21 protein-coding genes and 1 pseudogene are annotated in these 23,087 nt (G+C 71.9%); 13 read left to right on the forward strand and 9 right to left on the reverse strand.

The window, feature by feature from the left end; all coding sequences use genetic code 11:
• Positions 1–9: 9 nt before the first annotated feature.
• The 4 genes from ACZ418_RS21915 to ACZ418_RS21930 form a co-directional block, all read right to left on the reverse strand.
• Positions 10–2,448, reverse strand: coding sequence for a right-handed parallel beta-helix repeat-containing protein (locus ACZ418_RS21915; protein ID WP_468365287.1), 2,439 nt, complete (start codon positions 2,446–2,448; stop codon positions 10–12).
• A gap of 234 nt (positions 2,449–2,682) precedes the next feature.
• Entirely contained in the window at positions 2,683–3,288 is a 606-nt protein-coding gene (locus ACZ418_RS21920) for an Rv1733c family protein (RefSeq protein ID WP_468365290.1), read from the reverse strand.
• Between the two features lie 185 nt (positions 3,289–3,473).
• Positions 3,474–4,298: an MOSC domain-containing protein gene (locus ACZ418_RS21925; RefSeq protein WP_468365293.1), complete on the reverse strand. Its 825-nt coding sequence runs from the start codon at positions 4,296–4,298 to the stop codon at positions 3,474–3,476.
• A gap of 45 nt (positions 4,299–4,343) precedes the next feature.
• Positions 4,344–4,772 (reverse strand): DUF6643 family protein, encoded by a 429-nt coding sequence (locus tag ACZ418_RS21930; protein WP_468365295.1) that lies wholly within the window; start codon positions 4,770–4,772, stop codon positions 4,344–4,346.
• Positions 4,773–5,058: 286 nt separating this feature from the next.
• On the opposite strand from ACZ418_RS21930, the gene ACZ418_RS21935 reads away from it, so the two are divergent.
• The gene (locus ACZ418_RS21935; protein WP_468365298.1) at positions 5,059–6,414 is read left to right on the forward strand and encodes a TerD family protein; all 1,356 of its coding nucleotides are present in this window, start codon (positions 5,059–5,061) and stop codon (positions 6,412–6,414) included.
• A 6-nt stretch (positions 6,415–6,420) separates the two neighbouring features.
• On the opposite strand, the gene ACZ418_RS21940 is transcribed toward ACZ418_RS21935, so the two are convergent.
• Positions 6,421–7,614, reverse strand: a complete 1,194-nt coding sequence (locus ACZ418_RS21940; RefSeq protein WP_468365517.1) for a glycosyltransferase — start codon at positions 7,612–7,614, stop codon at positions 6,421–6,423.
• A 39-nt stretch (positions 7,615–7,653) separates the two neighbouring features.
• Here ACZ418_RS21940 and ACZ418_RS21945 point away from each other — a divergent pair, with 39 nt between their 5' ends.
• Entirely contained in the window at positions 7,654–8,439 is a 786-nt protein-coding gene (locus ACZ418_RS21945; protein ID WP_468365301.1) for a glutamate racemase, read from the forward strand.
• Between the two features lie 105 nt (positions 8,440–8,544).
• A complete protein-coding gene (locus tag ACZ418_RS21950) occupies positions 8,545–9,090 on the forward strand; it encodes a hypothetical protein (RefSeq protein ID WP_468365303.1) in 546 nt (181 codons plus the stop codon).
• Between the two features lie 39 nt (positions 9,091–9,129).
• Here the strand turns inward: ACZ418_RS21950 and ACZ418_RS21955 are convergent, their stop codons facing one another.
• Positions 9,130–10,101, reverse strand: a complete 972-nt coding sequence (locus tag ACZ418_RS21955; RefSeq protein WP_468365306.1) for an O-antigen ligase family protein — start codon at positions 10,099–10,101, stop codon at positions 9,130–9,132.
• A gap of 462 nt (positions 10,102–10,563) precedes the next feature.
• Here ACZ418_RS21955 and lnt point away from each other — a divergent pair, with 462 nt between their 5' ends.
• The 4 genes from lnt to ACZ418_RS21975 all read left to right on the forward strand — a co-directional run bounded on the left by lnt (position 10,564) and on the right by ACZ418_RS21975 (position 15,608).
• Positions 10,564–12,174: an apolipoprotein N-acyltransferase gene (gene lnt, locus ACZ418_RS21960; RefSeq protein WP_468365308.1), complete on the forward strand. Its 1,611-nt coding sequence runs from the start codon at positions 10,564–10,566 to the stop codon at positions 12,172–12,174.
• A gap of 88 nt (positions 12,175–12,262) precedes the next feature.
• Positions 12,263–12,742: an NUDIX hydrolase gene (locus tag ACZ418_RS21965; protein WP_468365311.1), complete on the forward strand. Its 480-nt coding sequence runs from the start codon at positions 12,263–12,265 to the stop codon at positions 12,740–12,742.
• Between the two features lie 54 nt (positions 12,743–12,796).
• Positions 12,797–13,612, forward strand: coding sequence for a 3-hydroxybutyrate dehydrogenase (locus ACZ418_RS21970; protein WP_468365313.1), 816 nt, complete (start codon positions 12,797–12,799; stop codon positions 13,610–13,612).
• A gap of 76 nt (positions 13,613–13,688) precedes the next feature.
• Positions 13,689–15,608 carry a helix-turn-helix domain-containing protein gene (locus ACZ418_RS21975; RefSeq protein WP_468365316.1) on the forward strand — a complete coding sequence of 640 codons (1,920 nt, stop codon included), beginning with the start codon at positions 13,689–13,691 and terminating at the stop codon, positions 15,606–15,608.
• Positions 15,609–15,996: 388 nt separating this feature from the next.
• Here ACZ418_RS21975 and ACZ418_RS21980 read toward each other — a convergent pair whose 3' ends face one another.
• Together ACZ418_RS21980 and ACZ418_RS21985 are read right to left on the reverse strand one after the other, a co-directional pair.
• On the reverse strand, positions 15,997–17,376 hold the full coding sequence (locus ACZ418_RS21980; RefSeq protein ID WP_468365319.1) for an MFS transporter: 1,380 nt from the start codon (positions 17,374–17,376) through the stop codon (positions 15,997–15,999).
• Between the two features lie 613 nt (positions 17,377–17,989).
• Positions 17,990–18,181, reverse strand: coding sequence for a MerR family DNA-binding transcriptional regulator (locus ACZ418_RS21985; protein ID WP_468365321.1), 192 nt, complete (start codon positions 18,179–18,181; stop codon positions 17,990–17,992).
• A gap of 369 nt (positions 18,182–18,550) precedes the next feature.
• Here ACZ418_RS21985 and ACZ418_RS21990 point away from each other — a divergent pair, with 369 nt between their 5' ends.
• On the forward strand, positions 18,551–18,955 hold the full coding sequence (locus tag ACZ418_RS21990) for a PaaI family thioesterase (protein ID WP_468365324.1): 405 nt from the start codon (positions 18,551–18,553) through the stop codon (positions 18,953–18,955).
• Positions 18,948–19,625: a TetR/AcrR family transcriptional regulator gene (locus tag ACZ418_RS21995; RefSeq protein WP_361233922.1), complete on the forward strand. Its 678-nt coding sequence runs from the start codon at positions 18,948–18,950 to the stop codon at positions 19,623–19,625. The genes ACZ418_RS21990 and ACZ418_RS21995 overlap by 8 nt, the downstream gene beginning before the upstream one ends.
• On the opposite strand, the gene ACZ418_RS22000 is transcribed toward ACZ418_RS21995, so the two are convergent.
• A complete protein-coding gene (locus ACZ418_RS22000) occupies positions 19,613–19,843 on the reverse strand; it encodes a Tn3 family transposase (RefSeq protein ID WP_468365327.1) in 231 nt (76 codons plus the stop codon). The genes ACZ418_RS21995 and ACZ418_RS22000 overlap by 13 nt on opposite strands.
• A gap of 46 nt (positions 19,844–19,889) precedes the next feature.
• Here ACZ418_RS22000 and ACZ418_RS22005 point away from each other — a divergent pair, with 46 nt between their 5' ends.
• The 4 genes and pseudogenes from ACZ418_RS22005 to ACZ418_RS22020 all read left to right on the forward strand — a co-directional run bounded on the left by ACZ418_RS22005 (position 19,890) and on the right by ACZ418_RS22020 (position 23,015).
• On the forward strand, positions 19,890–20,060 hold the full coding sequence (locus ACZ418_RS22005) for an antitoxin MazE7 (RefSeq protein ID WP_468365329.1): 171 nt from the start codon (positions 19,890–19,892) through the stop codon (positions 20,058–20,060).
• Between the two features lie 2 nt (positions 20,061–20,062).
• Positions 20,063–20,443, forward strand: coding sequence for a toxin Doc (locus ACZ418_RS22010; protein ID WP_468365332.1), 381 nt, complete (start codon positions 20,063–20,065; stop codon positions 20,441–20,443).
• Positions 20,444–20,763: 320 nt separating this feature from the next.
• A pseudogene (locus ACZ418_RS22015) lies at positions 20,764–20,899 on the forward strand (dihydrofolate reductase family protein); the annotation flags it as partial.
• Between the two features lie 577 nt (positions 20,900–21,476).
• Entirely contained in the window at positions 21,477–23,015 is a 1,539-nt protein-coding gene (locus ACZ418_RS22020) for a serine/threonine-protein kinase (RefSeq protein WP_468365333.1), read from the forward strand.
• The last annotated feature ends 72 nt before the right edge of the window (positions 23,016–23,087 follow it).

The raw sequence follows: 23,087 nt of genomic DNA on the forward strand, positions 1-23,087 counted from the left end.
ACCGGGCGGTCAGGGCAGCTCCGGAAGGTCCTCCGCGTACAGCAGGGTCAGATCGTCGGTGCTGGGGTCCGCAAGCTGGGCGACGCGGCTCGCGTGCCGTTCCACCATCGCCTCGAAGGTCTGCCGGGCGGTACGGCCGTTGCCGAACGCCGGGCCCTTCGGGATGGCCGTGAAGTACTTCAGCAGCGCCTCGCACGCGCCCGGCGCCAGCCGGTACTCGTGCTCGTCGGCCTGCTGTTCCACGATCCTGAGCAGCTCCTCGGGGCCGTAGTCGCCGAAGGTGATGGTGCGGGAGAAGCGGGAGGCGACACCGGGGTTGACGGAGAGGAAGCGCTCCATCTCCGCCGTGTAGCCGGCGACGATCACCACCACCGCGTCCCGGTGGTCCTCCATCAGCTTCACCAGCGTGTCGATGGCTTCCTTGCCGAAGTCGCGCCCGGCGTCCTCCGGGGACAGCGCGTACGCCTCGTCGATGAACAGCACACCGCCGCGCGCCCTCTCGAACGCCTCCTGGGTGCGGATCGCCGTGGAACCGATGTGCTCGCCGACCAGGTCCACCCGGGACACCTCCACCAGGTGCCCCTTCTCCAGCACACCGAGCGAGGCGAGGATCTCGCCGTAGAGGCGGGCGACCGTCGTCTTGCCCGTGCCGGGCGAGCCGGTGAAGACCAGATGCCGCTTGACCGAGGCCGCCTTCAGGCCCGCCTGCTGCCGGCGCCGCCCGACCTCGATCATGTCGGTCAGCGCCCGCACCTCGCGCTTGACGCTCTCCAGGCCCACCAGCGCGTCGAGTTCCCCGAGCACGTCCTTCGACGTCCGCACCGGCTTCGCCGGCTCGGCCGCGCCGACCAGCGGCTCCTGCTCCGTGCTGCGCTGCCCCGGGATGGAGCCGAGCAGCCCGGGGGAGTGCGACACCGTCTCGACGGCGGTCTCCCGGACCGTGGGCGGCCGCATGCCGCCGCTCTCGTCGCTGGTGCAGTCCTCCACGACCGGGCCCGTCCCGGACCCGGCGTCCGGGCCCGCGTCGGCGAACTCGTAACCGCCGCGCGCGCAGCGCTCCGTACGGCACTTGCGCAGCGTCGCCCGGCAGCCGTCGATCACATGGAAGCCGTAACCGCCGCTGCCGCTCACCCGGCAGTTCAGGAAGCTGCCGCGGCCACCCGCGGAGACGTAGAAGCCCGCCTCGGCGGGGGAGTCGACCGTGCAGCGCTCGATGGTCGGGTCGGCGCCCTTGGTGACGATGACGCCGGTCTGGGTGCCGTCCATGGTGCAGTTGTTGAGCGTGCCGCCGCTGCCGTGGTCGCGGAACCACGCGCCGGTCGCCGCTTCCCGGATCCGGCAGTCGTCGAGCTGAGCGGTCGCCCCGTCGCTCACCGACACCGCCGTGTTGCGCACCTGCGACAGATCGCTGTCCACGACGTCCGCGCGCGAACCGCGGTCCAGCACGAACAGGGCGTCCGGCACATCGTGCACCCGGCAGGAGTCGAGAACGGCGGTGGCGCCGTCGCTGACCCACACCGCCGGATAGTCGCCGGTGCTGTCGAAGATCTCGCATTGGTGGGCGTCCACCCGGGTCCCCGGATCCCACACCGACAGGCCGTTGCGCCCGAACTGACGGACCGTCGTCCGGGTCAGTGTGAGCACCGAGCGGGAGCGCAGGTCGACCGCGTTCTCCGGGATGTCGTGGATGTGACAGTCGGCGAGCGTGAGCACCGCGTCCGTGTCCAGGGTGACGCCGTCGGCCGTCGTACGGTGCACATCGCAGTCGGTCAGCTGCGCCGTCGCCCGCTGGGTCACCTGTACGCCGGAGCCGCGGACCTCGTAGATCTCGCAACCCACCGCCTCCAGCGCGGAGTTCTCGCCCGTGGCGGTGATCCCGGTGCCGGAGGCGTGGTGCACACGGCAGCGTTCCAGACGCGGATGCGCACCGCCGCGGACGGCCACGCCCGCCTGCCCGGCCGCGACGACCTCGCAGTCCTCGAACACCCCGCTCCCGCCGTCGAGTACGGCGATGCCGATGCCGGCCGGGTTGTCGACGGTGCAGCGGCGCACGGTCGGGCGGGCACCGCCGCGCACCTCGATGCCCGCGGCGGACCGGGTCACGATCCGCACGTCCATCAGCTCGGGCGTGCCCTCCTCGACCAGCAGCGCGGGTGCCGCCGCGTCCTGGCCCTCCACGTGCAGGTCCTGCACCACGGCCGAGGCGCGCACGGTGAGCGGCACCCCGTCCACGGGCGCGATCCGCACCGAACCGGGGGAGCCCTCCGGGCCACGGAGCGTCACCGCCCGCTGGATGACGAGGTTTTCCCGGTAGGTGCCCGGGGCGATGGTGAGGACGTCGCCGTCGGCGGCGGCCTCCAGGGCGGCGGCGAGCGATGCGTACTCGCCTGTGCGGCGCCGCCACCGCGACGTACCGGTGTGCGTCACCTGGACCGTGCCCTGTGCCATGGCGTTGCTGTGCCCCCACCTCGTCGTACTGATGGCTCGCTTGCCCGGGGGCACTTGCCGCCGGTGCCGGGACCGCGACCGTGCTCAGCCCCTGGGGCTGGTGCGCGTTCGCGCTTCCCGAAAACCTGCGCGTGCCCCTGCGGTTCGCTCACCCGCGGGTTGTCGCCGAAAGCGCTTCGGCCGGTCCACCGTAGCGTGTGCGTGCCTGGTGGGTTGACCAGAGCCGGAAGGCCGTCAGCAGCCGGTGCCCGCCTTGCCCCAGTCCGGGCCCGCCCGGTCCCAGGCCTGGTCCCAGCGTGCGTACCGTCCGCGGACCATGCGCCACACCGTCAGCCGTCTGCCGGCTTCGACCAGGCCCGCGACCAGCAGGGCCGCGCCGATTCCGGCGAGCACCGCGTGTGTCGTGGCGGTGGGGGAGTCCAGCGGGCGGGTCGTTATTCGGCCGTGCGGGTCCGTCCAGAGTCCGAAGCGGTCGCCCGAGTGCGGGGACTTGAGGTCGGCCAGGGCCGAGCCGTGCCTGCTGGTGCCGTCCGGCGCGGTCCAGCTGGCGAGGACACGGCTGCGGGACTCGCGCGCCGCGGTGGTGTCGGGGTCGGTCTCCAGCGGGGCCTCGCCCAGATCACGCACCACCGTGGCCGTGACGAGGTGGCGCGTGTGCCGCTGTTCGCGCACGGACCGCTGCAGCGAGTCCTGGGCAGCGGCACCGACCAGGCAGCCGACCACTGGCGCGGCCACGGCGACCAGCACCAGCGCCACGAGGGCCACCCACGCCTCGGCCAGGTCGGTCGCACGGCGCAGCGGATTGTGCCGCCAGCGCCACAGGCCATTGATCGCCCGCATCTCCCCACCCCCTTACGCCCCGTCATATCCCCCGGCGCGGGAGCGCATCCGCAGCCCGGAGCAAGAGAGAGCGACATCACGTCCACCGCGGACGGGTCACGCACGCGGCTTCTCACGAATCTCTCATGCCTCCCAACGACCGGGACCCGCCCCCGGTTCCCCGCCCGTGGATCCGCCGCCGGGCGCTACCGCAGCACCCGCACCGGGTCCCCGACCCTGATCGTGCCGCGCGAGAGGGGCACGAGGTTCTGGCCGAAGAGCAGCCTGGATCCGACCTTGCGGTGGCGTGCCAGGGTGCGCAGGGGCTCCCGGCCGCATACGGCGGTGTCCTGGTCGACGGTGGTGACGACGCAGCGTCCGCTCGTCTTCGCGACCCGGAAGACCACCTCTCCTACGGAGATCCGTGACCAGTGGTCCTCGGCCCAGGCCTCGGTGCCGGCGACGACGACGTTCGGCCGGAAGCGGTTCATCGGCAGCGGGCCCTCGGCGGCGTGCGCACCCTCGGCGATCAGGGAGTTCAGGGCGTCGAGGGAGGCCGTCGTGGCGACCAGCAAGGGGTAGCCGTCGGCGAAGCTCACCATCTCGCCGGGCAGGGCGTACTCGGGATCGACGGGGCGGCGGGTGGCCGGATCGTCCATGTGGACCAGGCGGACGTCCGCCCGCAGAAAGGCGCTGCACCAGGCGTGCGCGGCCGCGGACGCCGGGACCGCCTCGACCTTGGTGCCGAAGACGTTCACCGCCACGGTACCGGCCGGCTCGGGCACAGACACCGTCAAGGGCGCCTGGCCGGGCGCGGACAGACGAACGCCGCCGCCGGCCTCGGGCTCGGCGGCGGCCAGCGCGAGGCGCGGCTGCTCGCGCTGTGTGACGACCTTTCCCCCGTCGTCGATCAGCGTCCAGCGCCGGTCACCGGCCAGGCCCCAGGGCTCCACCACAGCCTCCCGGGGCGCGTGACCCCGGAACGCCTTGACCGGATGAACGTGGATCGACTGCAATGCGGCGTTTTCCATGCCGCCATCGTGCCAGCAGGCACCGACCGGCGGCTGGCGCGCCGGTCAGTAGCCGCGGTACTGCTGGTTGTTGTACGGGTCCTGGTAGGGAGCCGGCGCGGGCCGCGGCGCGGCCGGGCGCATGGCCTCGTAACCCGTGCCCATCGGGCGCTGCTGGGGGGCCTGCGGGCCGGGGTAACCCCGCGGCGCGGCGGCCTGCTGCGGGATGTACGCCGTGGGCGCCTGCTGCAACGGCGCGGGCTGCGGCGTGTGCGGGTAGCCGTAGGCCGGAGCCTGCGGGGAGGGTGCCGCCGGGAGGGCGGGCAGGGCCGACGGCAGAGCGGGCAGGCTGCTGCCCGTGTCGTAGGCGGCGGGGACCCGGATCGGGGCGATCTGCGGGGTACCGCGCTCGGCGACGAGCGAGTCGTAGATCGGGGTGTCCGGGAAGGAGGCGGAGTAGTAGCCGCCACCATAAGTGGAGCGGGGGGAGGTCATGGCACATAAGTTAAGCCCACGATGTGCTCGTTGGGGAGACCGATAAGAGGGTTGTTTTCCGTGTCCGCAGTGACCCGGGATCCCCAATCCGAGCGAACTTGGCAAAAAGGGACGTCGATCCGCGCTTTAATCGTGTAAAGGGCGAGTTCCTGCGGGGTTACCGGGAGTTGACCAGCGATCTTCCTGAGCCGGTCGTGGGGGTTCGCGGCACCGGCGAATAGGTTGTGCGGGTAGGGATGACGGGACGGCCGAGGGTGTACGGAAGCCGACACGGATGGGGGCGGGCATGTCCATGCTGAAGGGGTCGAACGCGCCGGTGCCGACCACGGCGCTGCGTGTCGAACTGGGCTGGCGCCCCGGACCCGGCGTGCCCGACGCGGACGCCTCCGCGTTGCTGCTCGCCACCGGGAGGGTCCGCTCCGACGACGACTTCGTCTTCTACAACCAGCCCGCCCATCCCTCCGGCGCGGTGCGCCACGAGGGCAAGCGGACGGATGCCGCGGCCGTCATCGACACTCTGTCCGTCGACCTCGCGCGCGTGGAGGGCGCGATCGAGCGGATCGTCCTCGCCGCCTCTGCCGACGGCGGGACCTTCGGGCAGGTCCCCGGCCTCTACATCGAGGTGACGGACGCCGTGAGCGGCCAGGCGGTCGCCCGCTTCGACAGTCCGGGCGCGACGGTGGAGACGGCCTTCGTGCTCGGTGAGTTCTACCGCCGTCAGGGCGGCTGGAAGTTCCGCGCCGTCGGCCAGGGCTACAGCAGCGGACTGGAGGGCCTGGCGACGGACTTCGGCATCACCGTGGACGAGCCCCAGCACGCCGCACCGGCCGCCGCGCCGCGCCCGGTGACTCCGCCCCCGCCCACCGCACCGGCCGCCGCGCCGCGCCCGGTGACTCCGCCCCCGCCCACCGCACCCGCCCCGATGACTCCGCCCCCGCCTCCGGCGCCGACCCCCGCACCGCCACTCCCCACCATGCCGTCCGCGTCCGCGCCCCCTCCGGCGCCTCAGCCCGTCCGCCTGTCCAAGGTCACCCTCACCAAGACGGCGCCCTCCGTCTCGCTCGCCAAGCAGGGCGGAACCTCCGGTGCCATGCGGGTGAACCTCAACTGGCAGATGCGTAAAGAGCTTTCCGGCTGGGGCGGCCGGTGGGGAGGCGGGCGAGGAGAGATCGACCTCGACCTGTGCGCCCTGTACGAGCTCGCCGACGGCCGCAAAGGGGTCGTACAGGCCCTCGGCAACGCCTTCGGTTCGCTGCACCGGCCGCCGTACATCCACCTCGACGGCGACGACCGCACCGGCGCCGTGGCGAGCGGTGAGAACCTCACCGTCAACCTCGACCACAGGCAGGACTTCCGGCGCATCCTCGTCTTCGTCACCATCTACGAAGGCGCGAACTCCTTCGCGGACCTGCACGCCACCGTCACCCTCCAGCCGCAGCACGGCGCCCCGATCGACTTCTCGCTCGACGAGTGCACCGTGCCGTCCACGGTGTGTGCGCTCGCCCTGATCACCAACACGGGCGGCGACCTCCTGGTGCAGCGCGAGGCGCGGTATCTGGTGCCGGAGCGCGGAGTGAGCCCGCAGCGGACCATAGACCGCGCCTACGGATGGGGCATGAACTGGACGCCCGGCCGCAAGTGACCGCGCTCAGCCCTCGTCGGGCACGGCATCGGGGCGCGCGTACGTGCGGCCCTTCCAGGCGGCCCCGCGCCCCCGGTAGTGCTGTACGGCCGAGTCGACCGTCATCAGCAGATACAGCGACGCGGTGAACGGCAGCAGCGGAGCGAGCCACAGCGGCTGCCGGTAGTAGCGCAGCATCGGCACGTACGTCCCCGCCATCACCGCCCACGCCAGAGCGCCGACGACCGCCGTCGCCGCAGCGCCGCCCGCCGCTCCCACGGCCACCGCGACGGGCGGCACCAGATACACCAGCGCCAGCCCGGCGACCGTACCGAGGAGCAGCAGCGGGTTGTGCCGCAGCTGGGCGTAGGCGCTGCGCGCGACCATCCGCCACAGGTCGCGCAGCCGCGGATACGGCCGCACGCTGTCCACCCGGTCGGCCAGCCCCAGCCAGACGTGCCCGCCGGCGCCCTTCACCGCGCGCGCGAGTGCCACGTCGTCGATGACGGCGTGCCGGATCGCGTCCGGGATGCGAGCCCTCTCCGCCATGTCCGCGCGCAGCAGGACACAGCCGCCCGCCGCCGCGGCCGTACGCGAGCCCTTCCGCCCGATCCGGCGGAAGGGATACAGCTGCGCGAAGAAGTAGACGAACGCGGGCACCACCAGCCGCTCCCACGCGCTCTCCACCCGCAGCCGCGCCATCTGCGACACCACGTCGAAGCCCCCGGCGCGGGCCGCCGCCACCAGCGCGCGCAGGCTGTCCGGAGCGTGCGCGATGTCCGCGTCCGTCAGCAGCAGGTATTCGGGGTCACGCGCGCGTGCCAGGCCGATGCCGTGCCGCACCGCCCACAGCTTGCCCGTCCAGCCCGCCGGCGGCTCGCCCGGAGAGCCCACGGTCAGCGGCAGTCCGCCGTGCCGCCGGGACAGCTCACGGGCCAGTTCCCCGGTGCCGTCGGTGCTTCCGTCGTCCACCAGGAAGACCTCGGCGCGCCCCGGATAGTCCTGCGCCAGCAGTGACGGCAGGCTCGCGGGCAGCACGGCGGCCTCGTCGCGAGCCGGTACGACCACACCGACGGACGGCCATGCGTCCGTTTCCCGGCGCGGCGGCAGCCGGACGTCCGTGCGCCAGAAGAAGCCCTGGCACAGCAGCAGCCAGCACCATGCGGCCAGCGATACGACGGTGATCCACAGCAGGGCGCTCACGCCCGCAGTCTGCCCCACCGGACCGGCCCGCAAGACCCGATCGTCTATCGTGGCCGGGTGAAGATCGCGCTCATGGACTCCGGAATCGGCCTGCTCCCCGCCGCCGCCGCGGTACGGCGACTGCGGCCCGACGCGGATCTCGTGCTCTCCTGGGACCCCGACGGGATGCCCTGGGGGCCGCGCACTCCCGAGGACATCACCCAGCGGGCCCTCGCCGTGGCCGAGGCCGCCGCCGCCCACGAGCCCGACGTCCTGATCGTCGCCTGCAACACCGCTTCCGTGCACTCCCTGCCGGTGCTGCGGGGCCGCTTCGAACCGGACCTGCCGATCATCGGCACCGTCCCGGCGATCAAGCCGGCCGCAGCGGGCGGCGGGCACGTCGCGATCTGGGCGACCCCCGCCACCACCGGAAGCGCGTACCAGCGGAATCTGATCGAGCAGTTCGCCGCCGGGGTGGCCGTCACCGAGGTGGCATGCCCCGGTCTCGCGGACGCGGTGCACCACGCGGACGAGAGCGCGATCGAGGCCGCGATCGCCTCGGCCGCCGCCCGCACGCCCGAGGACGTGACCACCGTCGTCCTGGGCTGCACCAACTACGAGCTGGTCGGCGAGCGCATCCGGGCAGCCGTCCAGCGGCCCGGCCGTCCGCCGCTCGCCCTGCACGGCTCCGCCGGGGCGGTGGCCGCGCAGGCCCTGCGCCGGATCGGCGCGGAGCCGGCCCCCGCCGCCGTCGCCGAGACCACCCTCGCGGTGCTCCTCAGCGGTCGCGAGGCCACGCTCCCGGAGACGGCGCTGTCCTATGCGGAAGGCCGTTTTCTGCAGGCGGTCAGCCCCGTCCGCTGACCGGCCGCGCGGCGAAGAGCGCGCCCGGCCCGGTCCGACCTCCCCGGCTCAGTCACTGTCTGCCACGCCCTGCCCGCGCAGGGAATCCTGAGTAACCTCATAAATATGAGGGACCACCGCCACACCGACGACGGCCCGAACCCCGAGATCTGGACCGGGCGCGCCACGAACCGGGTCCAGTGGCTGCTGGCGCTGGTCGGCGCTGCCTGCATGGCCCTCGGTATCGAGCTGGCCGTGGACTCGGCATGGACCTCCGGCATCGCCCCACTGGTGATGTCCGTCGTGGGCTGCATCGCCGCCGGTCTCCTGGTCCTCTTCGGCACGCTCGCCTTCGTGCACGTCGACCTCAAGCTCGACAAGGAGTGCCTCGAGGTCCGCTGTGGCCACATGGGGCTGCCGCGGCGCCGCATCCCGCTCTCCCATGTGGCCGGCGCCGACTTCACCGCCCTCGTCACACCCCGGCAGTGGGGCGGCTGGGGCTACCGCTGGCGGCCCGAGAAGGGCACGGCCGTGGTCGTACGCCGTGGCGAGGGCCTCGTGCTGCGCCTGTGGGACGGCCACACCTTCACGATCACCGTGGACAACGCCGAGTCGGCGGTACGGGTCATCAGGGCCCGGTTGCGGACGATCACTCCCGGTTCGGCCCGTTGAGGCCGCGCGCTACGCAGGTAGCGCGAGCCATGACACCGTTCAGAGCCGGGGCTCCGCGCCGTCGCGCGCCCACGGCCGCGCCGTCGCCCATCCGGCCAGCAGCCCGGCGCCCACGGTCACCGTGGTGAAGCTGAGCGCATCGCTCACCGTGGCGAACACCGCGAGCGCCGTCAGGGCCGCGCCGGCGGTCAGGGCGACCGGGGTGGAGCGAGGAGAGCGCCACAGCGCGTGCAGCACCCAGCAGAACGCGGCGACGAACAGGAGCGCCCCGACGACGCCCTGCTCCGCCGCCAGCTGGAGCAGGGCCGAGTGCGGCTTGCCGTCGGCGGACAGCGTCTGCGGAGCGGTGCCGCTCAGCTCGCCGAACCGTCCCGGACCGACGCCGAGCCCCGGGTTCCGGCCCGCCAGCCGCAGGGCGTCCTGCCACAGCGCGACCCGGTACGCGCCCAGCCGGCCTTCGAGCACCCGGGCGAGGCCGACCGGCACCACATCGGCGGCGAGAGCCCAGGCCGTGCCGGCCGCCAGCGCCGCCGCCACCGCCAGGCCCAGCAGACACACGCCCCGGCGGGACACCGAGCCCGCTGCGAGCGAACACAACAGTACGGCGGCACTCGCCACGCACCCGGCAGCCGAGCCCAGCAAGCCCCCGGTCAGCACGGTCCCGACGGCCAGCAGCCGCAGCATCAGCCTCAGCTCCGGTACGGACGTCGCCCAGCCGGCGCAGCACGCGGCACCCGTGGCCAGCGCCAGCAGTGCGGCCGTGCCACCGGCGTGGCCGAGCGGGGCGGCGTACCGGGGACCCGCGGAGAGACCGGGCAGGGCCACGGCCAGCGCGAGTCCGGCCGCCGCGCCGGCGCATGGTGCGGCCACCGGCAGCAGAGCTCCGGACACCCGGCCGACGGCATGACCGGCGACCACGGCGAGCACCGCGAGCAGCACGCCCTCGGGTCGTCCGTCATGCGCCGCCGCGGTGATCAGCGACCAGCCGGCGCAGGCGCCCAGCAGGATCATGCCCGCCCCGTCAGAAACGTTTCGTCTGACATTGACCGCGCCCGTGTCCACACCGGCCGCGGACTTCGTCCCCGTCGACCCCACCGCTGCCCCTCGTCCCCGGTCCCGACCCCTGCCCCCGCGGCCTGGCACGGCGCCGGATCCGGCCGCACTGCCGAGGCTGGGCTCACCGTAGCGGTTGATGACCGGTTTGGGCACGAGATGCGGCGGATGGTCGCGGTGGGGCGGGCGGAACGGCGTGGGGAGGGTGGGGCGGAACGCGCCCTCCGCGCGGCCGCCGCGAGGTGGGACGGTGCTCGTCGTGCGGCCGACCGCGAGTCGGTGCCGGCACCCGGCCGCCGGGACGGGTGCCGGGCCCCACACAGGCGCGTCGGCGACCAGGCACAACCAGGCCGGTGGCGTCGGTCCCGGCCTGCGAACCGCGCTGTCGGCGGCCAGGGCGGCGGCCGTACACTCACCCGGGTGACCGTCACCGCAACTTCCGTGGACCAGCCGGACCGGCTCCAGCCGTCCCCCGCGCCCAGCGCGTCCCGCGGCCGCCTGCTCCGCCTGTTCCCGGCCGTCGCCTCCGCGCTCTGCGGAGTGCTGCTCTACGTCAGCTTCCCGCCGCGCACCCTGTGGTGGCTGGCGCTGCCCGCCTTCGCCGGTTTCGGCTGGGTGCTGCGCGGCCGTGGCTGGAAGTCGGCCCTCGGCCTCGGCTACCTCTTCGGGCTCGGCTTTTTGCTGCCGTTGCTGGTGTGGACCGGTGTGGAGGTCGGTCCCGGTCCCTGGCTGGCCCTCGTCGCCATCGAGGCGATCTTCGTCGCCCTGGTCGGCGTCGGTGTCGCCGCAGTCTCCCGGCTGCCGGCCTGGCCGGTGTGGGCGGCCGCCGTCTGGATCGCGGGCGAGGCGGTACGCGCGCGCGTGCCCTTCCGGGGCTTCCCCTGGGGCAAGATCGCCTTCGGGCAGGCGGACGGCGTCTTCCTGCCGCTGGCCGCGGTGGGCGGCACGCCGGTGCTGGGCTTCGCGGTCGTCCTGTGCGGATTCGGTCTGTACGAGGCCGGCCGGCTGATCGCCGAGCGGCGCCGGACCCGGGCCGTGCGGCGAGGCGCGGCGGCCGCCGCGCTGCTGAGCGTGGCGGTGCCGGTGGCGGGCGCGGTCGCCGCGCGGCCGCTGGTGAGCGACAAGGCCGAGGACGGCACCCGGACCGTCGCGGTCATCCAGGGCAATGTGCCGCGCTCCGGGCTGGAGTTCAGCGCCCAGCGGCGGGCCGTGCTCGACTACCACGCCCGCGAGACGTTGAAGCTCGCCGCCGACATCAAGGCGGGCAAGACCCCGAAACCCGACTACGTGCTGTGGCCGGAGAACTCCTCCGACATCGACCCCTTCGCCAACACCGACGCGGCCGCCGTCATCGAGGGCGCCGCCAAGGCCGTCGGCGTGCCCGTATCGGTCGGTGGCGTCGTGGAGCGGGACGGCAAACTGCTCAACGAGCAGATCCTGTGGGACCCGGCCAAGGGGCCCACGCAGACCTACGACAAGCGGCAGATCCAGCCGTTCGGCGAGTACCTCCCGCTGCGCGGGCTGGTCGGCGCGGTCAACAAGGACTGGACCGGCATGGTCCGCCAGGACTTCAGCCGCGGCAGCACCCCGGGCGTGTTCGACATCGACGGCGCCAAGGTGGGCCTGGCCACCTGCTACGAGGCCGCCTTCGACTGGGACGTGCGGGACACGGTCACGCACGGCGCGGAGATGATCTCCGTGCCGAGCAACAACGCGACCTTCGACCGCAGCGAGATGACCTACCAGCAGCTCGCCATGTCGCGGGTCCGCGCCGTCGAGCACAGCCGCACCGTGACCGTGCCGGTGACCAGCGGCGTCAGCGCGATCATCATGCCGGACGGGAAGATCACCCAGCGGACCGGCATGTTCGTGCCCGCCTACCTCGTCCAGAAGGTGCCGCTGCGCACGTCCAAGACCCCCGCCACCGAACTGGGCATCCTCCCGGAGATCGCTCTGGTGCTGGTCGCCGCGGGCGGTGTCGGCTGGGCGATCGGGTCCGGGCTGCGCCGTCGGCGCGTCGGTGGCGCGTAGCCGTACGACCGGCATACGCCCCTGAAATGGTGCGTGCGCCCACTGAACCGCCAGGAGGACACGGGTCCGGCCCGTTAGGGTCGGGCCCATGGCTACTCCTGACTTCATCCGCACGCTCCGGGCCTCCGCCGGCCGGCAGCTGCTCTGGCTCCCCGGGGTCACCGCGATCGTCTTCGACGACGAGGGCAGAGTGCTCCTGGGCCGGCGGACCGACACCCGCAAGTGGTCGGTGATCGGGGGCATTCCGGAGCCCGGTGAGCAGCCGGCGGCCTGTGCCGTGCGGGAGGTCTTCGAGGAGACGGCGGTGCGCTGCGTGGCCGAGCGGGTCGTCCTCGTCCAGGCCCTGGATCCGGTCACCTATCCCAACGGTGACCAGTGCCAGTACATGGACATCACCATCCGCTGCCGGGCCGTGGGCGGCGCGGCGCGGGTCAACGACGACGAGTCCCTGGAAGTGGGCTGGTTCACGGTGGACGCGCTGCCCGAACTCAACGAGTTCGGCCACTTTCGGATCAAGCAGGCCATGTCCGAGGCACCCACATGGTTTGACCCTACGACTGTCGGCTGAAGTATGGGCGGTCACCACATGTGGTGACGGGGGAGTGCCGCCTAGGGTCGGCACATGACCTCGTCCAGCCTTTCGCCTGGCCTTCGCCCTCAGCCCCTCGCCCTGGACCTCGGGGGCCGCACCGCCCTCGTCACCGGCGCCGCAAGCGGCATCGGCCGCGCCTGCGCGCTGCGGCTGGCGGCCGCCGGTGCGCGGGTGCGGGCCGTCGACCGGGACACGGTCGGCCTGGCCGAGCTGGGCCAGCAGGCGGAACGAGCCGGTGACCTGCCCGGAACCGTCGAACCGCACGCCGTGGACCTCACCGACCTCGACGCCGCCGAACGCGCCGCCGCCGGCGCCGATGTGCTCGTCAACAACGCGGGCCTGCAACTGGTGCGCCCCATCGAGGAGTTCCCGCCCGAGGTCTTCCACACCGTGCTGACCGTGATGCTGGAGGCGCCGTTCCGCCTCATCCGCGGCGCACTGCCGCACATGTACGCGCAGGGCTGGGGCCGGATCGTCAATGTGTCCTCCGTCCATGGTCTGCGCGCCTCTGCCTTCAAGTCCGCGTATGTGGCCGCCAAACATGGTCTGGAGGGCCTGTCGAAGACGGCCGCTCTGGAAGGCGCCGCCCATGGGGTGACCTCGAACTGTGTGAACCCGGCCTATGTGCGCACACCCCTGGTGGAGAAGCAGATAGCCGACCAGGCGCAGGCGCACGGCATCCCCGAGGAACGCGTGCTGTCCGAGGTCCTGCTTAAGGACAGCGCGCTCCAGCGGCTCATCGAACCGGAGGAGGTCGCCGAGGCCGTGGCCTACCTGTGCAGCCCGCAGGCGTCCTTCGTCACCGGCACCTCGCTGGTGCTCGACGGCGGGTGGACGGCCCACTGAAGCGCCCGGCACCGCCCGGCCCGGGAGTTTTCCACAGGACTGCCGGGCCGGGCGGCCGATGCGGAATCCTGTGACCATGTCTCGCGATCACCTTCAGTCGGCACCCAGCGGCAGCATCGAGGCCCCGTACCTCGAGCTGCTGGCCCACGACGCCTCCGCGGAGGCGTACGAGCAGCCGGTGCTGCTCGCCCGTGCCGAGGGCGGGCCGGCCGACCGGACCGCCGCGCTGGAACGGGCCAAGCTGCTCGCCCTGCGGGTCCGGTCCGAGCTGGAGGGGCGTCGGCGCCGCGAGGCGGAGCTGTCCGCGCTCTTCGAGACCGCCCACGACCTCGCGGGCCTGCGTGATCTGGACGCGGTGCTGCAGGCCATCGTGCAGCGCGCCCGCTCCCTGCTCGGCACGGACGTGGCCTACCTCACCCTGAACGATCCGGCGCGCGGCGACACCTACATGCGGGTCACGGAGGGCTCGGTCTCCGCCCGCTTCCAGCAGCTGCGCCTGGGCATGGGCGAGGGCCTCGGCGGACTGGTCGCCCAGACGACACGGCCGTACGTCACGGACGACTATTTCAAGGACGCCCGCTTCCAGCACACCCTCACCATCGACGCCGGCGTCCGCGACGAGGGCCTCGTCGCCATCCTCGGCGTCCCCCTCATGCTCGGCCCGCATGTCATCGGCGTCCTCTTCGCCGCCGACCGCAGGGCACGCGTCTTCGAACGCGCGCAGATCGCCCTGCTCGGCTCCTTCGCCGCGCTCGCCGCGGCCGCGATCGACACCGCCAACCTGCTCACCGAGACCCGCGCCGCCCTGGCCGGCCTGGAGCGCGCCAACGAGATCATCCAGGACCGCAGCGCGGTCATCGAACGCGCCTCGGACGTCCACGACCGGCTCGCCGAACTCGTCCTGCGCGGCGGCGGGGTGCACGACGTGGCCGCCGCAGTCTCGGAAGTCCTCGACGGCACCGTGGAGTTCAGCGAGGCCGACGCGGCACCGGCCAAGGCGCTGGAGGCGTCCCGCGCCGAGGGACACGCCGTACGGCACGGCAACGACTGGATCGCGGCGGTCGCCGCGGGCGGCGAACTCCTCGGCGCGCTGGTCCTGCGCGGGCACCCCGGCCTCGACCCCGTCGACCAGCGCACCCTGGAGCGCGCGGCGATGGTCACCTCGCTGCTGCTGCTCGCCCGCCGCTCGGCGGCCGAGGCCGAACAGCGGGTGCGGGGCGAACTGCTGGACGACCTGCTGGACACGCGCGACCGGGATCCGCGCCTGCTGCGCGAACGCGCCGCCCGGCTGCACGCCGATCTGGACGCCACCCATGTCGTCCTCGCCGCACGCCTCGACAGTCCGGCGGCCGACGCCGACGAGGAGGCCGCGGCCCGCCGCCGGCTGTGGTCGGCCGCCTCCCACCTCGCCGCGACCAGGCACGGACTGGCCTCCGCGCGCGACGGCGGCACCGTCCTGCTGCTGCCGCTCACCACCGGCGACACCGCCACGGACCTGGCCCGGCGCACCGCCCACCAGCTGGGGACGGCCGTCCACCAGCCGGTCACGGTCGGTGCCTCCGCCCCCGTCACCGAGCTCACCACCCACCCCGAGACCATCGCCACCGCCTACGCCGAGGGCCGCCGCTGCCTGGACGCGCTGCACCTGCTGGGCCGGGCCGGGGACGGCGCGGCGGCCGAGGACTTCGGCTTCCTCGGCCTGCTCCTCGCAGGCGAACGGGACGTCTCCGGCTTCGTCGACCGCACCATCGGACCGGTGGTGTCCTACGACGAGCGACGCGGTACGGAACTGCTGCGCACCCTCGACGCGTACTTCGCCTGCGGAATGAGCCCGGCCCGCACCAAGGACGCGCTGCACGTCCACGTGAACACGGTCGCCCAACGGCTGGAGCGGGTGGGCCGGCTGCTGGGCGAGGACTGGCAGACCCCGGCCCGCGCCCTGGAGATCCAACTGGCCCTGCGACTAAACCGGTTGGCGGCCCCAAACAGACGCTGACCCCCGTACGGGCGCGCCGTACGGGGCTGGGCAGCGGATGTGCGTCGCGCAGGGCCACGGCGGTGGCGACCGCGCCGGTTGGGCGGATCCGTACTGGTCGGGCGGAGCCGCGCCGGACGGGCGGACACGCGCTGGCCGAATGGAGCCGCGCGCGCCGGTTGGGCGCATCCGTACCGGTCGGGCGGAGCCGCGTCGGTCGGGTGGAGTCGCGCCGGCCGAACGGAGCCGCGTCGGTCGGATGGAGTCGCGCCGGCCGAACGGAACCGCACCGGCCGAACGGAACCGTGCCGGTTGGGTGGACCCGTACTGGTCGGGCGGAGCCGCGCCGGCCGGGCGGAACCGCGCCGGCCGGGTGGAGTTGCGTGCGGTGGGGCGGAGTTGTGCCGGGTCAGGCCGTGTGCGCCTGTGCGGCCTGGCCGGTAGCGGTGGACTCGCCGCCCTCGGCCTCGACATGGGCGAGATCCCGGTGCCGCGTCTCCCGGGCCACGCCCACGGCGATCAGCGTCAGGACAGCGGCGGCGATCACATACAGGGCGATCGGAGTGGAGCTGCCGTAGTCGTCGAGCAGCGCGGTGGCGATGAGCGGGGCCGGCGCGCCGGCCGCCACGGAGGCGAACTGGGCGCCGATGGACGCACCCGAGTACCGCATCCTCGTTGCGAACATCTCGGCGAAGAAGGCGGCCTGGGGCGCGTACATCGCGCCGTGCAGCACCAGCCCGACGGTCACGGCCAGGACCAGGTAGCCGAACGACCCGGTGTCCACGAGCGAGAAGAACGGGAACATCCACAGGCCGACGCCGGCCGCGCCGAGCAGGTACACGGGCCGCCGCCCGACCCGGTCGGACAGTGCGCCCCAGGCCGGGATGACGGCGAAGTGCACGGCGGAGCCGATGAGCACGGCGTTGAGCGCTGTCTGCTTGGAGACGCCGGCCGAGGTGGTGGCGTAGACGAGGATGAAGGCGGTGATGACGTAGTAGCTGATGTTCTCGGCCATGCGGGCGCCCATGGCCACCAGCACGTCCCGCCAGTGGTGCCGCAGCACGGAGACCAGCGGCAGCTTCTCCGCCTCCTCCGCACGCCGGGACTCGGCCCGCGCCAACGCCTCCTTGAACACGGGTGATTCGTCGACGGACAGCCGTATCCACAGACCGATGAGCACGAGCACACCGGAGAGCAGGAACGGAATCCGCCAGCCCCAGGTCCCGAAGGCGTCGTCGGAGAGCACGGCGGTCAGCAGCGAGAGCACACCGGTGGCGAGCAACTGCCCCGCCGGTGCGCCGGTCTGCGGCCACGAGGCCCAGAAACCGCGCCGCCGCGCGTCCCCGTGCTCCGACACCAACAGGACGGCACCGCCCCACTCACCGCCGAGCGCGAACCCCTGGACGAGCCGAAGGGTGGTCAGCAGGACGGGCGCGGCGGCCCCGACGGTGGCGTGCGTGGGCAACAGCCCGATGGCGAACGTCGCTCCGCCCATCAGCACCAGGCTCAGCACCAGCAGCTTCTTCCGCCCAAGCCGGTCACCGTAGTGCCCGAACACGAGCGCGCCCAGCGGGCGGGCCGCGAACCCGACGGCATACGTCAGGAACGACAGCAGCGTTCCGACGAGCGGGTCGGAGTCCGGGAAGAACAGCTTGTTGAACACCAGCGCGGCGGCGGAGCCGTAGAGAAAGAAGTCGTACCACTCGATGGTGGTGCCGATGAGGCTGGCGGCGACGATACGGGGGAGGCTGGCGGGGGTTGGGGGAGCGGATGATGCTTCGGATGCCATGTGCGCCACTTCCTCGTGTGCGGTGGGGACGGGTACGTGTCGGCACACGGTAGGAAGATGCAGGTCAGGGGCACATGTGGTGGGGCACCATAGTTCGGGGGTTGGCTATGCGTGCGGCCACCATGCCCGCTCACGGAAGGGCGGTTCCGGGACTCGAAGGTGGTCGAAACGAGTCTCGTCCGGGACGGGTAGTTCGGGGTGATTTGCCGGCGCGGTGCCGACTCCCGTGCTGGTTGGGTGCTGACTAAAAGCCCACGTCATCACCCGTGTTCACCCCTCCTGTGCTGACTTGGTGCTGACTACGCTCCGTTGAACTCGGACATCTTGGGGCCGGTCGGCTCAGGGCCGTTGCGCGGTAGGCGACCTGATCGAGAGGTCGACCCGGCTTTGCCGTTTGGCTCTGCGGGCACGGACAAGGCGTTGCGCCTGCGCGTGGTACGCGTTCGGCCCAGCAGATTCTTCGTCTGCTGGTGGTTCAGCGCTTACGAGCCCCTGAACTGCAGGGTGTAAGCGGTGGCCTTTGCGTCTCGGTTGGTCCGCGTATGGTCCGGATCTTTCCTGTCCCTCGGCTTCGTGTGCGTGGGAGGGGACTGAGGGCAGGAAGGGCGACGCCTTATGGGAGTCGCCCGCGTGTGCGGTACCACATGGCACATGTCGTAGAGACCGTCCGCAGGCGTCCAGTTGGTGCAGGGTGGGCGCGTAAGGCGGTGCGGGCAGGCGGGTCGATGAGTCCGTGGGCTTCGTAGAGGCGTATGGCCTTGGGAGTGAGCCCGGTCTGGTGGGCGACGCGGCCCACGGTGAGCATGGGCGGCGGTTCCTTCGATGGGTGTGGCGTCGAGATCGCCGGCACGACTCGCGGTCCCGGCCGTGGTGCCGTAGACCGGGTGCATGGTGCTGCAACCGCCGGTTGAACCGATGCTGGCGCAGGCCCGTGACCAGCTGCCACCGCCCAGCGCGCTTCCGGGTGAGCCAGTGTTCCAGCCGAAAGGAGATGGTTCTCCAGACACTTGAAGTTGTCTCATCCGAGTGACAGCTCGGCGTCTCTCAGTACGCCTCCGATCGGCACCGGAAGGCTGCACAGCCCTGCAGCCTCGCACCATAGGCGTGGACGCGAACCGTGACGTCCACATAACATGTCACTGTTAACTTAACGGCGACAACCTGAGGGGCCGCGATGACCATCACCGCGCAAGACGTCTACAGCTTGGCGCCGTTCGCCAGGACGCTCGGGATACGCTTCGGATCCCTCAACGCCGACGCTGTCACCGCGCAACTCGCCTACACGCCCGAGCAGTCCACCGTCGGCGCCGCGATGCACGGCGGGGCACTGATGGGGCTGGCCGATGTAGCCGGCGCCGTGTGCGCCACGCTGAACGGGACCGCCGACAGCGTCCCCGCGACCATGGAATCCACCACCCACTTCCTGCGGCCCGTACACGGCACCGGCGCCTTCGCGAGCTCCCGCCCGCTGCACGTCGGCAAGTCAACGGTCGCCGTGGAAATCGACATCAGGGATGACAAGGACCGGCTCTGCGTCCGCGTCACTCAACTCGTCGCCCTCCGGAGGCGCCATGACTAAGGGACCCGGCCAGACCACGGCCGACGGCCGCGCCAGCACAACCGAAGGCCGTCGGCGCAGCCGCGCCAAGCGAGGCCACGGCGGCCGGCTGAGGGACGAGCTCATCGAAGCGGCCGGCACGCTGCTCGACGACGCCGGCGAGGACGGCGTGACCATCCGTGCGGTGGCACAGGCTGTCGGGGTCAGCACCCCCTCGGTGTATCTGCACTTCGACAACCGACTGGAACTGCTGCACACCGTGTGCCTCGGGGTCTGGGACGAGCTCGGCCGACGGATGCTGAGCATCAGCGCCCAGACCACCGACCCGTTCGCCGAACTCCACCAGCGCAGTGTCGCCTACATCAGGTTCGGGCTCGACCATCCCCTGCGCTACCGCCTGGTCGCGACCGGACCCGCGACAGCCGCCACTGAGCAGGTCGCCGACGCCTGCTTCCGATTCCTGCGGGAAACGGTGCAGCGATGCGCCGACGCCGGCGTGCTCCACGGCGATGTGACGGCGCTGACCCGGGCCATCTGCGCGTGCCTGCACGGTGCCGTCTCGCTGCTGATCCTCCAGCCGACCTCGAAATGGCCCGACGACATCCCCCAGTACGCAGACGATGCCGCCACCCTCGCCTGCCAGGGCGCCGCCGCCCTCTCACGCGCGCACCATGGCCGCTACGAAACGTGAACTGTTCTGCCCTGGGCAACGCTCCGCTTCGCCTCGCTGGCGTTCTCATCGGCCGACGCTTGGCGCAGCGGTCGACGGCCGGCCTGCGCGGGGCGGAAAAAGGGCTGGTCCTCCATGCCCTTGCGGTAGTGCTGGCGCAGTTCGCCGCGCTGTCCGAAGAAGATCCGCCGGGCCAGGCGGTGGCGGGCCTCGGCGGTGGTGAGCTGCTTGCCGATCATGCGCCGATTTTGAAGTGGCTTCGCGGCCCTCGCCACCGCTCGCGGCATGAGTGTCCGCGCCTACCTCGCGGAACTGGCTGTCGAGGAGGAGAACCAGGCCAAACTGTCCACGGCCACGGACGCCTTCCGCGCCGCCATTCGGCGCCCGGGCATCGCCGAGGCATTCGACCGTGACTTCGGCGGGCTTCCCGCCCGGGCCCCCCGCCGGGCGGCCTGACCTTGGAACTGCACATCGACATCCGCTGGCTCCTCGACGGACAGGAAGAACTCCTCGGCAAGGACCTCGCGGTACAGGACTACTCCGCCCTGGTCGCCGCTGTCGCCCGTCATCGGGTGAACACCCCGGCCCTGGGCGAGGGTTCGCCCGACGCCTACTGGCGAGCGGCGGCACTCATGGAACAGGTTGTGCTGCTGCGACCGCTGCCGGCGCGCAACGAGTTCTACGCCTACGGCGTCGCGGTGGCCTACAGCGAGGCGTCCGGAGAGACCGTGGATGCCCCATACGAACAGTGGCGGGACCTGATCACCGACATCCGTGCACTACGGCTCACTGTCTACGATATCGCCGACCGGCTGCGCTCCTGGCGCAGCAACGGGTGACAGCACCGCTCGAACCCCCACCCGGCGGGCCAGACACGTTCTCCACATCGGTCTGGCCCGCCACTTGCTGTCCGGATTGCCGCCGGGAGCTAACGATTGAACGTCTCCGCGTACTACCGCGTCGAGCGGCCCCACCTACGCAACAATCGGCCACACATGGGACGTTGTGTGGAATGTATGGAGGCCCAGTGAGTGCAGGCGCTGCCAGCCTCGGAGTGGTGTTCATCCATGGGCTCTTCTCATCCGAGAAGCAGCAGGAGCCCGACCTCCCGAGAGAGACGCGAACAAAGAGCGCAAGGCGCAACTTTGACGAAGCCCTGAGGGTCTACCCGGTGCTGGTCGGCGGTGGCATCTCGTTCCTTCTTTCCCCGGCGCGAGCGCCGGGTGGATCTCGAACTCGTCGAGACCCCCACCTTCGGATCGAGAGTCGTCCACCTGCGCCACCGCGTGGTGCGCCGGCCGACTCGAGCCGAAGGCATGGAACCGGGCCGCGGTGATGTTCGGGGCGGAGCTCGGCCCGGCGATCCTCGAATTAATCCGCGCGACAGGGCATTTAATCCTCCCCTTCGAACCTTGCTGCCGCTCTCCTCATGGTTCTAGCGTCTGGCAAAGGCTCACGGCAGGGCAAACGAGTGCCGAGTGGATCGAACCAGTAACCGCAATTCGGGATCGAGCGGCGGGACGCCGGCCGTGTCACACCATCCGCACGTAGCGCTTGGCCCGGACGAACCCAGCAAAGGAAGCTCCCATTCCAGCTAAGACAAGATCGGCCTCCTGGGTGAGGACCAGGCCGTTGCGGAGCAACACCCGGTGGGCCGTGGACCGCGTCGGCGCCGTCTCAGGTCCGCGGCCCGCGAGTTCGGGGAGATACAGCGGGCGCCCCACCGGGCAGGCCGGCGTCGCAACCGGCAGATCCCAGCATCAACCTCGGCGGACAAGCGCGCGGATTGCTCCGCGGGCGGCTGGAGCGCTCCGGCGGACACCGCTCCCAAAGGAAACGTGAGAGCGCGTGATATCCGGAGATGGTGACCAGGTGACCACGCGTTCGGAACGGGTGATCGCCGGACGGTATCTGCTTCACGACGTCCTCGGCAGAGGCGGCATGGGCACGGTCTGGCGCGCCCACGACCAACTGCTGGACCGGCCGGTCGCCGCCAAGGAACTGCACGTCCTCACCGACGGCGACGAGGACCACCGCGTACGGGTACGGCGTGCCATCCGCGAGGCCCGCGCGGTCGCCCGGGTGCCGCATCCCCATGTGGTGGGAGTCCACGACCTGGTCGAGTCCGAGGACCGGCTGTGGATCGTCATGGAACTCGTCGAAGGGTCCTCACTGGCGAATCGGACAGCCGAGACCGGACCGCTCACACCGCAGCAGACCGCCGCCGTCGGCCTGCAACTGATCGACGCGCTGGACGCCGTCCACGCGGTCGGGACTCTGCACCGGGACATCAAGCCCGCCAACGTGCTGCTGCGCCGTGACGGCAGCGCCGTCCTCACTGACTTCGGCATCGCGGCCCTGGACGACGGCGAGTTCCTGACGAGCACCGGTCAAGTGGTCGGCTCCGTAGAGTTCATGGCGCCGGAGCGCGTGATGGAAACAGAGGTAGGACCGGCCTCCGACCTGTGGTCACTGGGCGCCACACTCGCCACGGTGTGCTGCGGCGAGTCCCCCTTCCGCAGGCCGGGAGCACCCGCGACGATGCACGCCGTGGCGTACGAGGAACCCAGCCTGTCGGAGCGGCTCGGTCCGCTGCGCCCGGTCGTCGAAGCGCTGCTGCGCAAGTCCCCGGGCGAGCGTCCTTCGACGGCAGCCGTGCGTTCCGCGCTGCGAGCCGTCGTGGCCGGCGAGCCGGACGTCGAGTTCCTGCCGCCGGCGACCGTACTCGCGCACCGGCCTGCGGCCCCGATGGCCGACGCGAACACGATGGCCGCCAACCCCAAATGGCGCGTCCCGGCCGCGGAGACCGTGCCGCCGGGGCGCCACACCACGCCGCTCGAACTCCCACAGCCGCAGCCGCAGGCATCCCGCTCGGCGTGGCCGAAGCGGCTGCGATGGGGGCTGGCCGGAACGGCCATACTGGCGACGGGCCTTGCGGGCGGTCTCTTCCTCACCGGAACGCTGTCGCTCAAGGATGATCCGAAAACTCCGAACGCTCCGAAAACGGGGACGGCCCGTCAGGTCGTCGAGTCGACGGCCGGTTGGCAGCCGGTCACCGGCGTGTCCGTCCATCAGGGCGACCGGATTACCGTCCAGTTCGTGTCCGGAGAATGGACGGCCAACTCCCGAAAGCTGCCCATGACCGGGCCGGCCGGTTACGACCCGAAAACCAACCAGCTGCCGGAGGGAACGAAGGCCTGCAAGGTCAAAGTCGGGGCTCCGTTCGGCTCCTTGCTGGCCCGACTCGTGGGCGAGCAGGACTTCCCGATGCACATCGTCGGGCGGAAGCTGACTTTCCGGGCGACCGGCGACGCCCGCCTGCAACTGGGCATGAACGACGCCTCCGGTGCCTGCTCCCAGGACAACAGCGGCACGCTGACCGTGCAGGTGCACGTCACGCCTCAACCCTGACCCGGGCGGCGTCAGCCCCCTCCGGCGCGCGGCAACACCGCATACGCCCAGGTGTCCTCCCTCTGAGTGGCT

It is taken from the genome of Streptomyces sp. NPDC030820, from assembly GCF_055572075.1.

Coding starts and splice junctions, on each gene's coding strand:
- ACZ418_RS21995 (WP_361233922.1), top strand. CDS start 18,948: ATGACTAAGGGACCCGGCCAGACCACGGCCGACGGCCGCGCCAGCACA.
- ACZ418_RS21925 (WP_468365293.1), bottom strand. CDS start 4,298: ATGGAAAACGCCGCATTGCAGTCGATCCACGTTCATCCGGTCAAGGCG.
- ACZ418_RS21955 (WP_468365306.1), bottom strand. CDS start 10,101: ATGATCCTGCTGGGCGCCTGCGCCGGCTGGTCGCTGATCACCGCGGCG.
- ACZ418_RS21915 (WP_468365287.1), bottom strand. CDS start 2,448: ATGGCACAGGGCACGGTCCAGGTGACGCACACCGGTACGTCGCGGTGG.
- ACZ418_RS22000 (WP_468365327.1), bottom strand. CDS start 19,843: ATGATCGGCAAGCAGCTCACCACCGCCGAGGCCCGCCACCGCCTGGCC.
- ACZ418_RS22005 (WP_468365329.1), top strand. CDS start 19,890: ATGAGTGTCCGCGCCTACCTCGCGGAACTGGCTGTCGAGGAGGAGAAC.
- ACZ418_RS21975 (WP_468365316.1), top strand. CDS start 13,689: ATGTCTCGCGATCACCTTCAGTCGGCACCCAGCGGCAGCATCGAGGCC.
- ACZ418_RS21985 (WP_468365321.1), bottom strand. CDS start 18,181: ATGCTCACCGTGGGCCGCGTCGCCCACCAGACCGGGCTCACTCCCAAG.
- ACZ418_RS21965 (WP_468365311.1), top strand. CDS start 12,263: ATGGCTACTCCTGACTTCATCCGCACGCTCCGGGCCTCCGCCGGCCGG.
- ACZ418_RS21930 (WP_468365295.1), bottom strand. CDS start 4,772: ATGACCTCCCCCCGCTCCACTTATGGTGGCGGCTACTACTCCGCCTCC.
- ACZ418_RS21920 (WP_468365290.1), bottom strand. CDS start 3,288: ATGCGGGCGATCAATGGCCTGTGGCGCTGGCGGCACAATCCGCTGCGC.
- ACZ418_RS21980 (WP_468365319.1), bottom strand. CDS start 17,376: ATGGCATCCGAAGCATCATCCGCTCCCCCAACCCCCGCCAGCCTCCCC.
- ACZ418_RS21970 (WP_468365313.1), top strand. CDS start 12,797: ATGACCTCGTCCAGCCTTTCGCCTGGCCTTCGCCCTCAGCCCCTCGCC.
- ACZ418_RS21990 (WP_468365324.1), top strand. CDS start 18,551: ATGACCATCACCGCGCAAGACGTCTACAGCTTGGCGCCGTTCGCCAGG.
- ACZ418_RS21950 (WP_468365303.1), top strand. CDS start 8,545: ATGAGGGACCACCGCCACACCGACGACGGCCCGAACCCCGAGATCTGG.
- ACZ418_RS21935 (WP_468365298.1), top strand. CDS start 5,059: ATGTCCATGCTGAAGGGGTCGAACGCGCCGGTGCCGACCACGGCGCTG.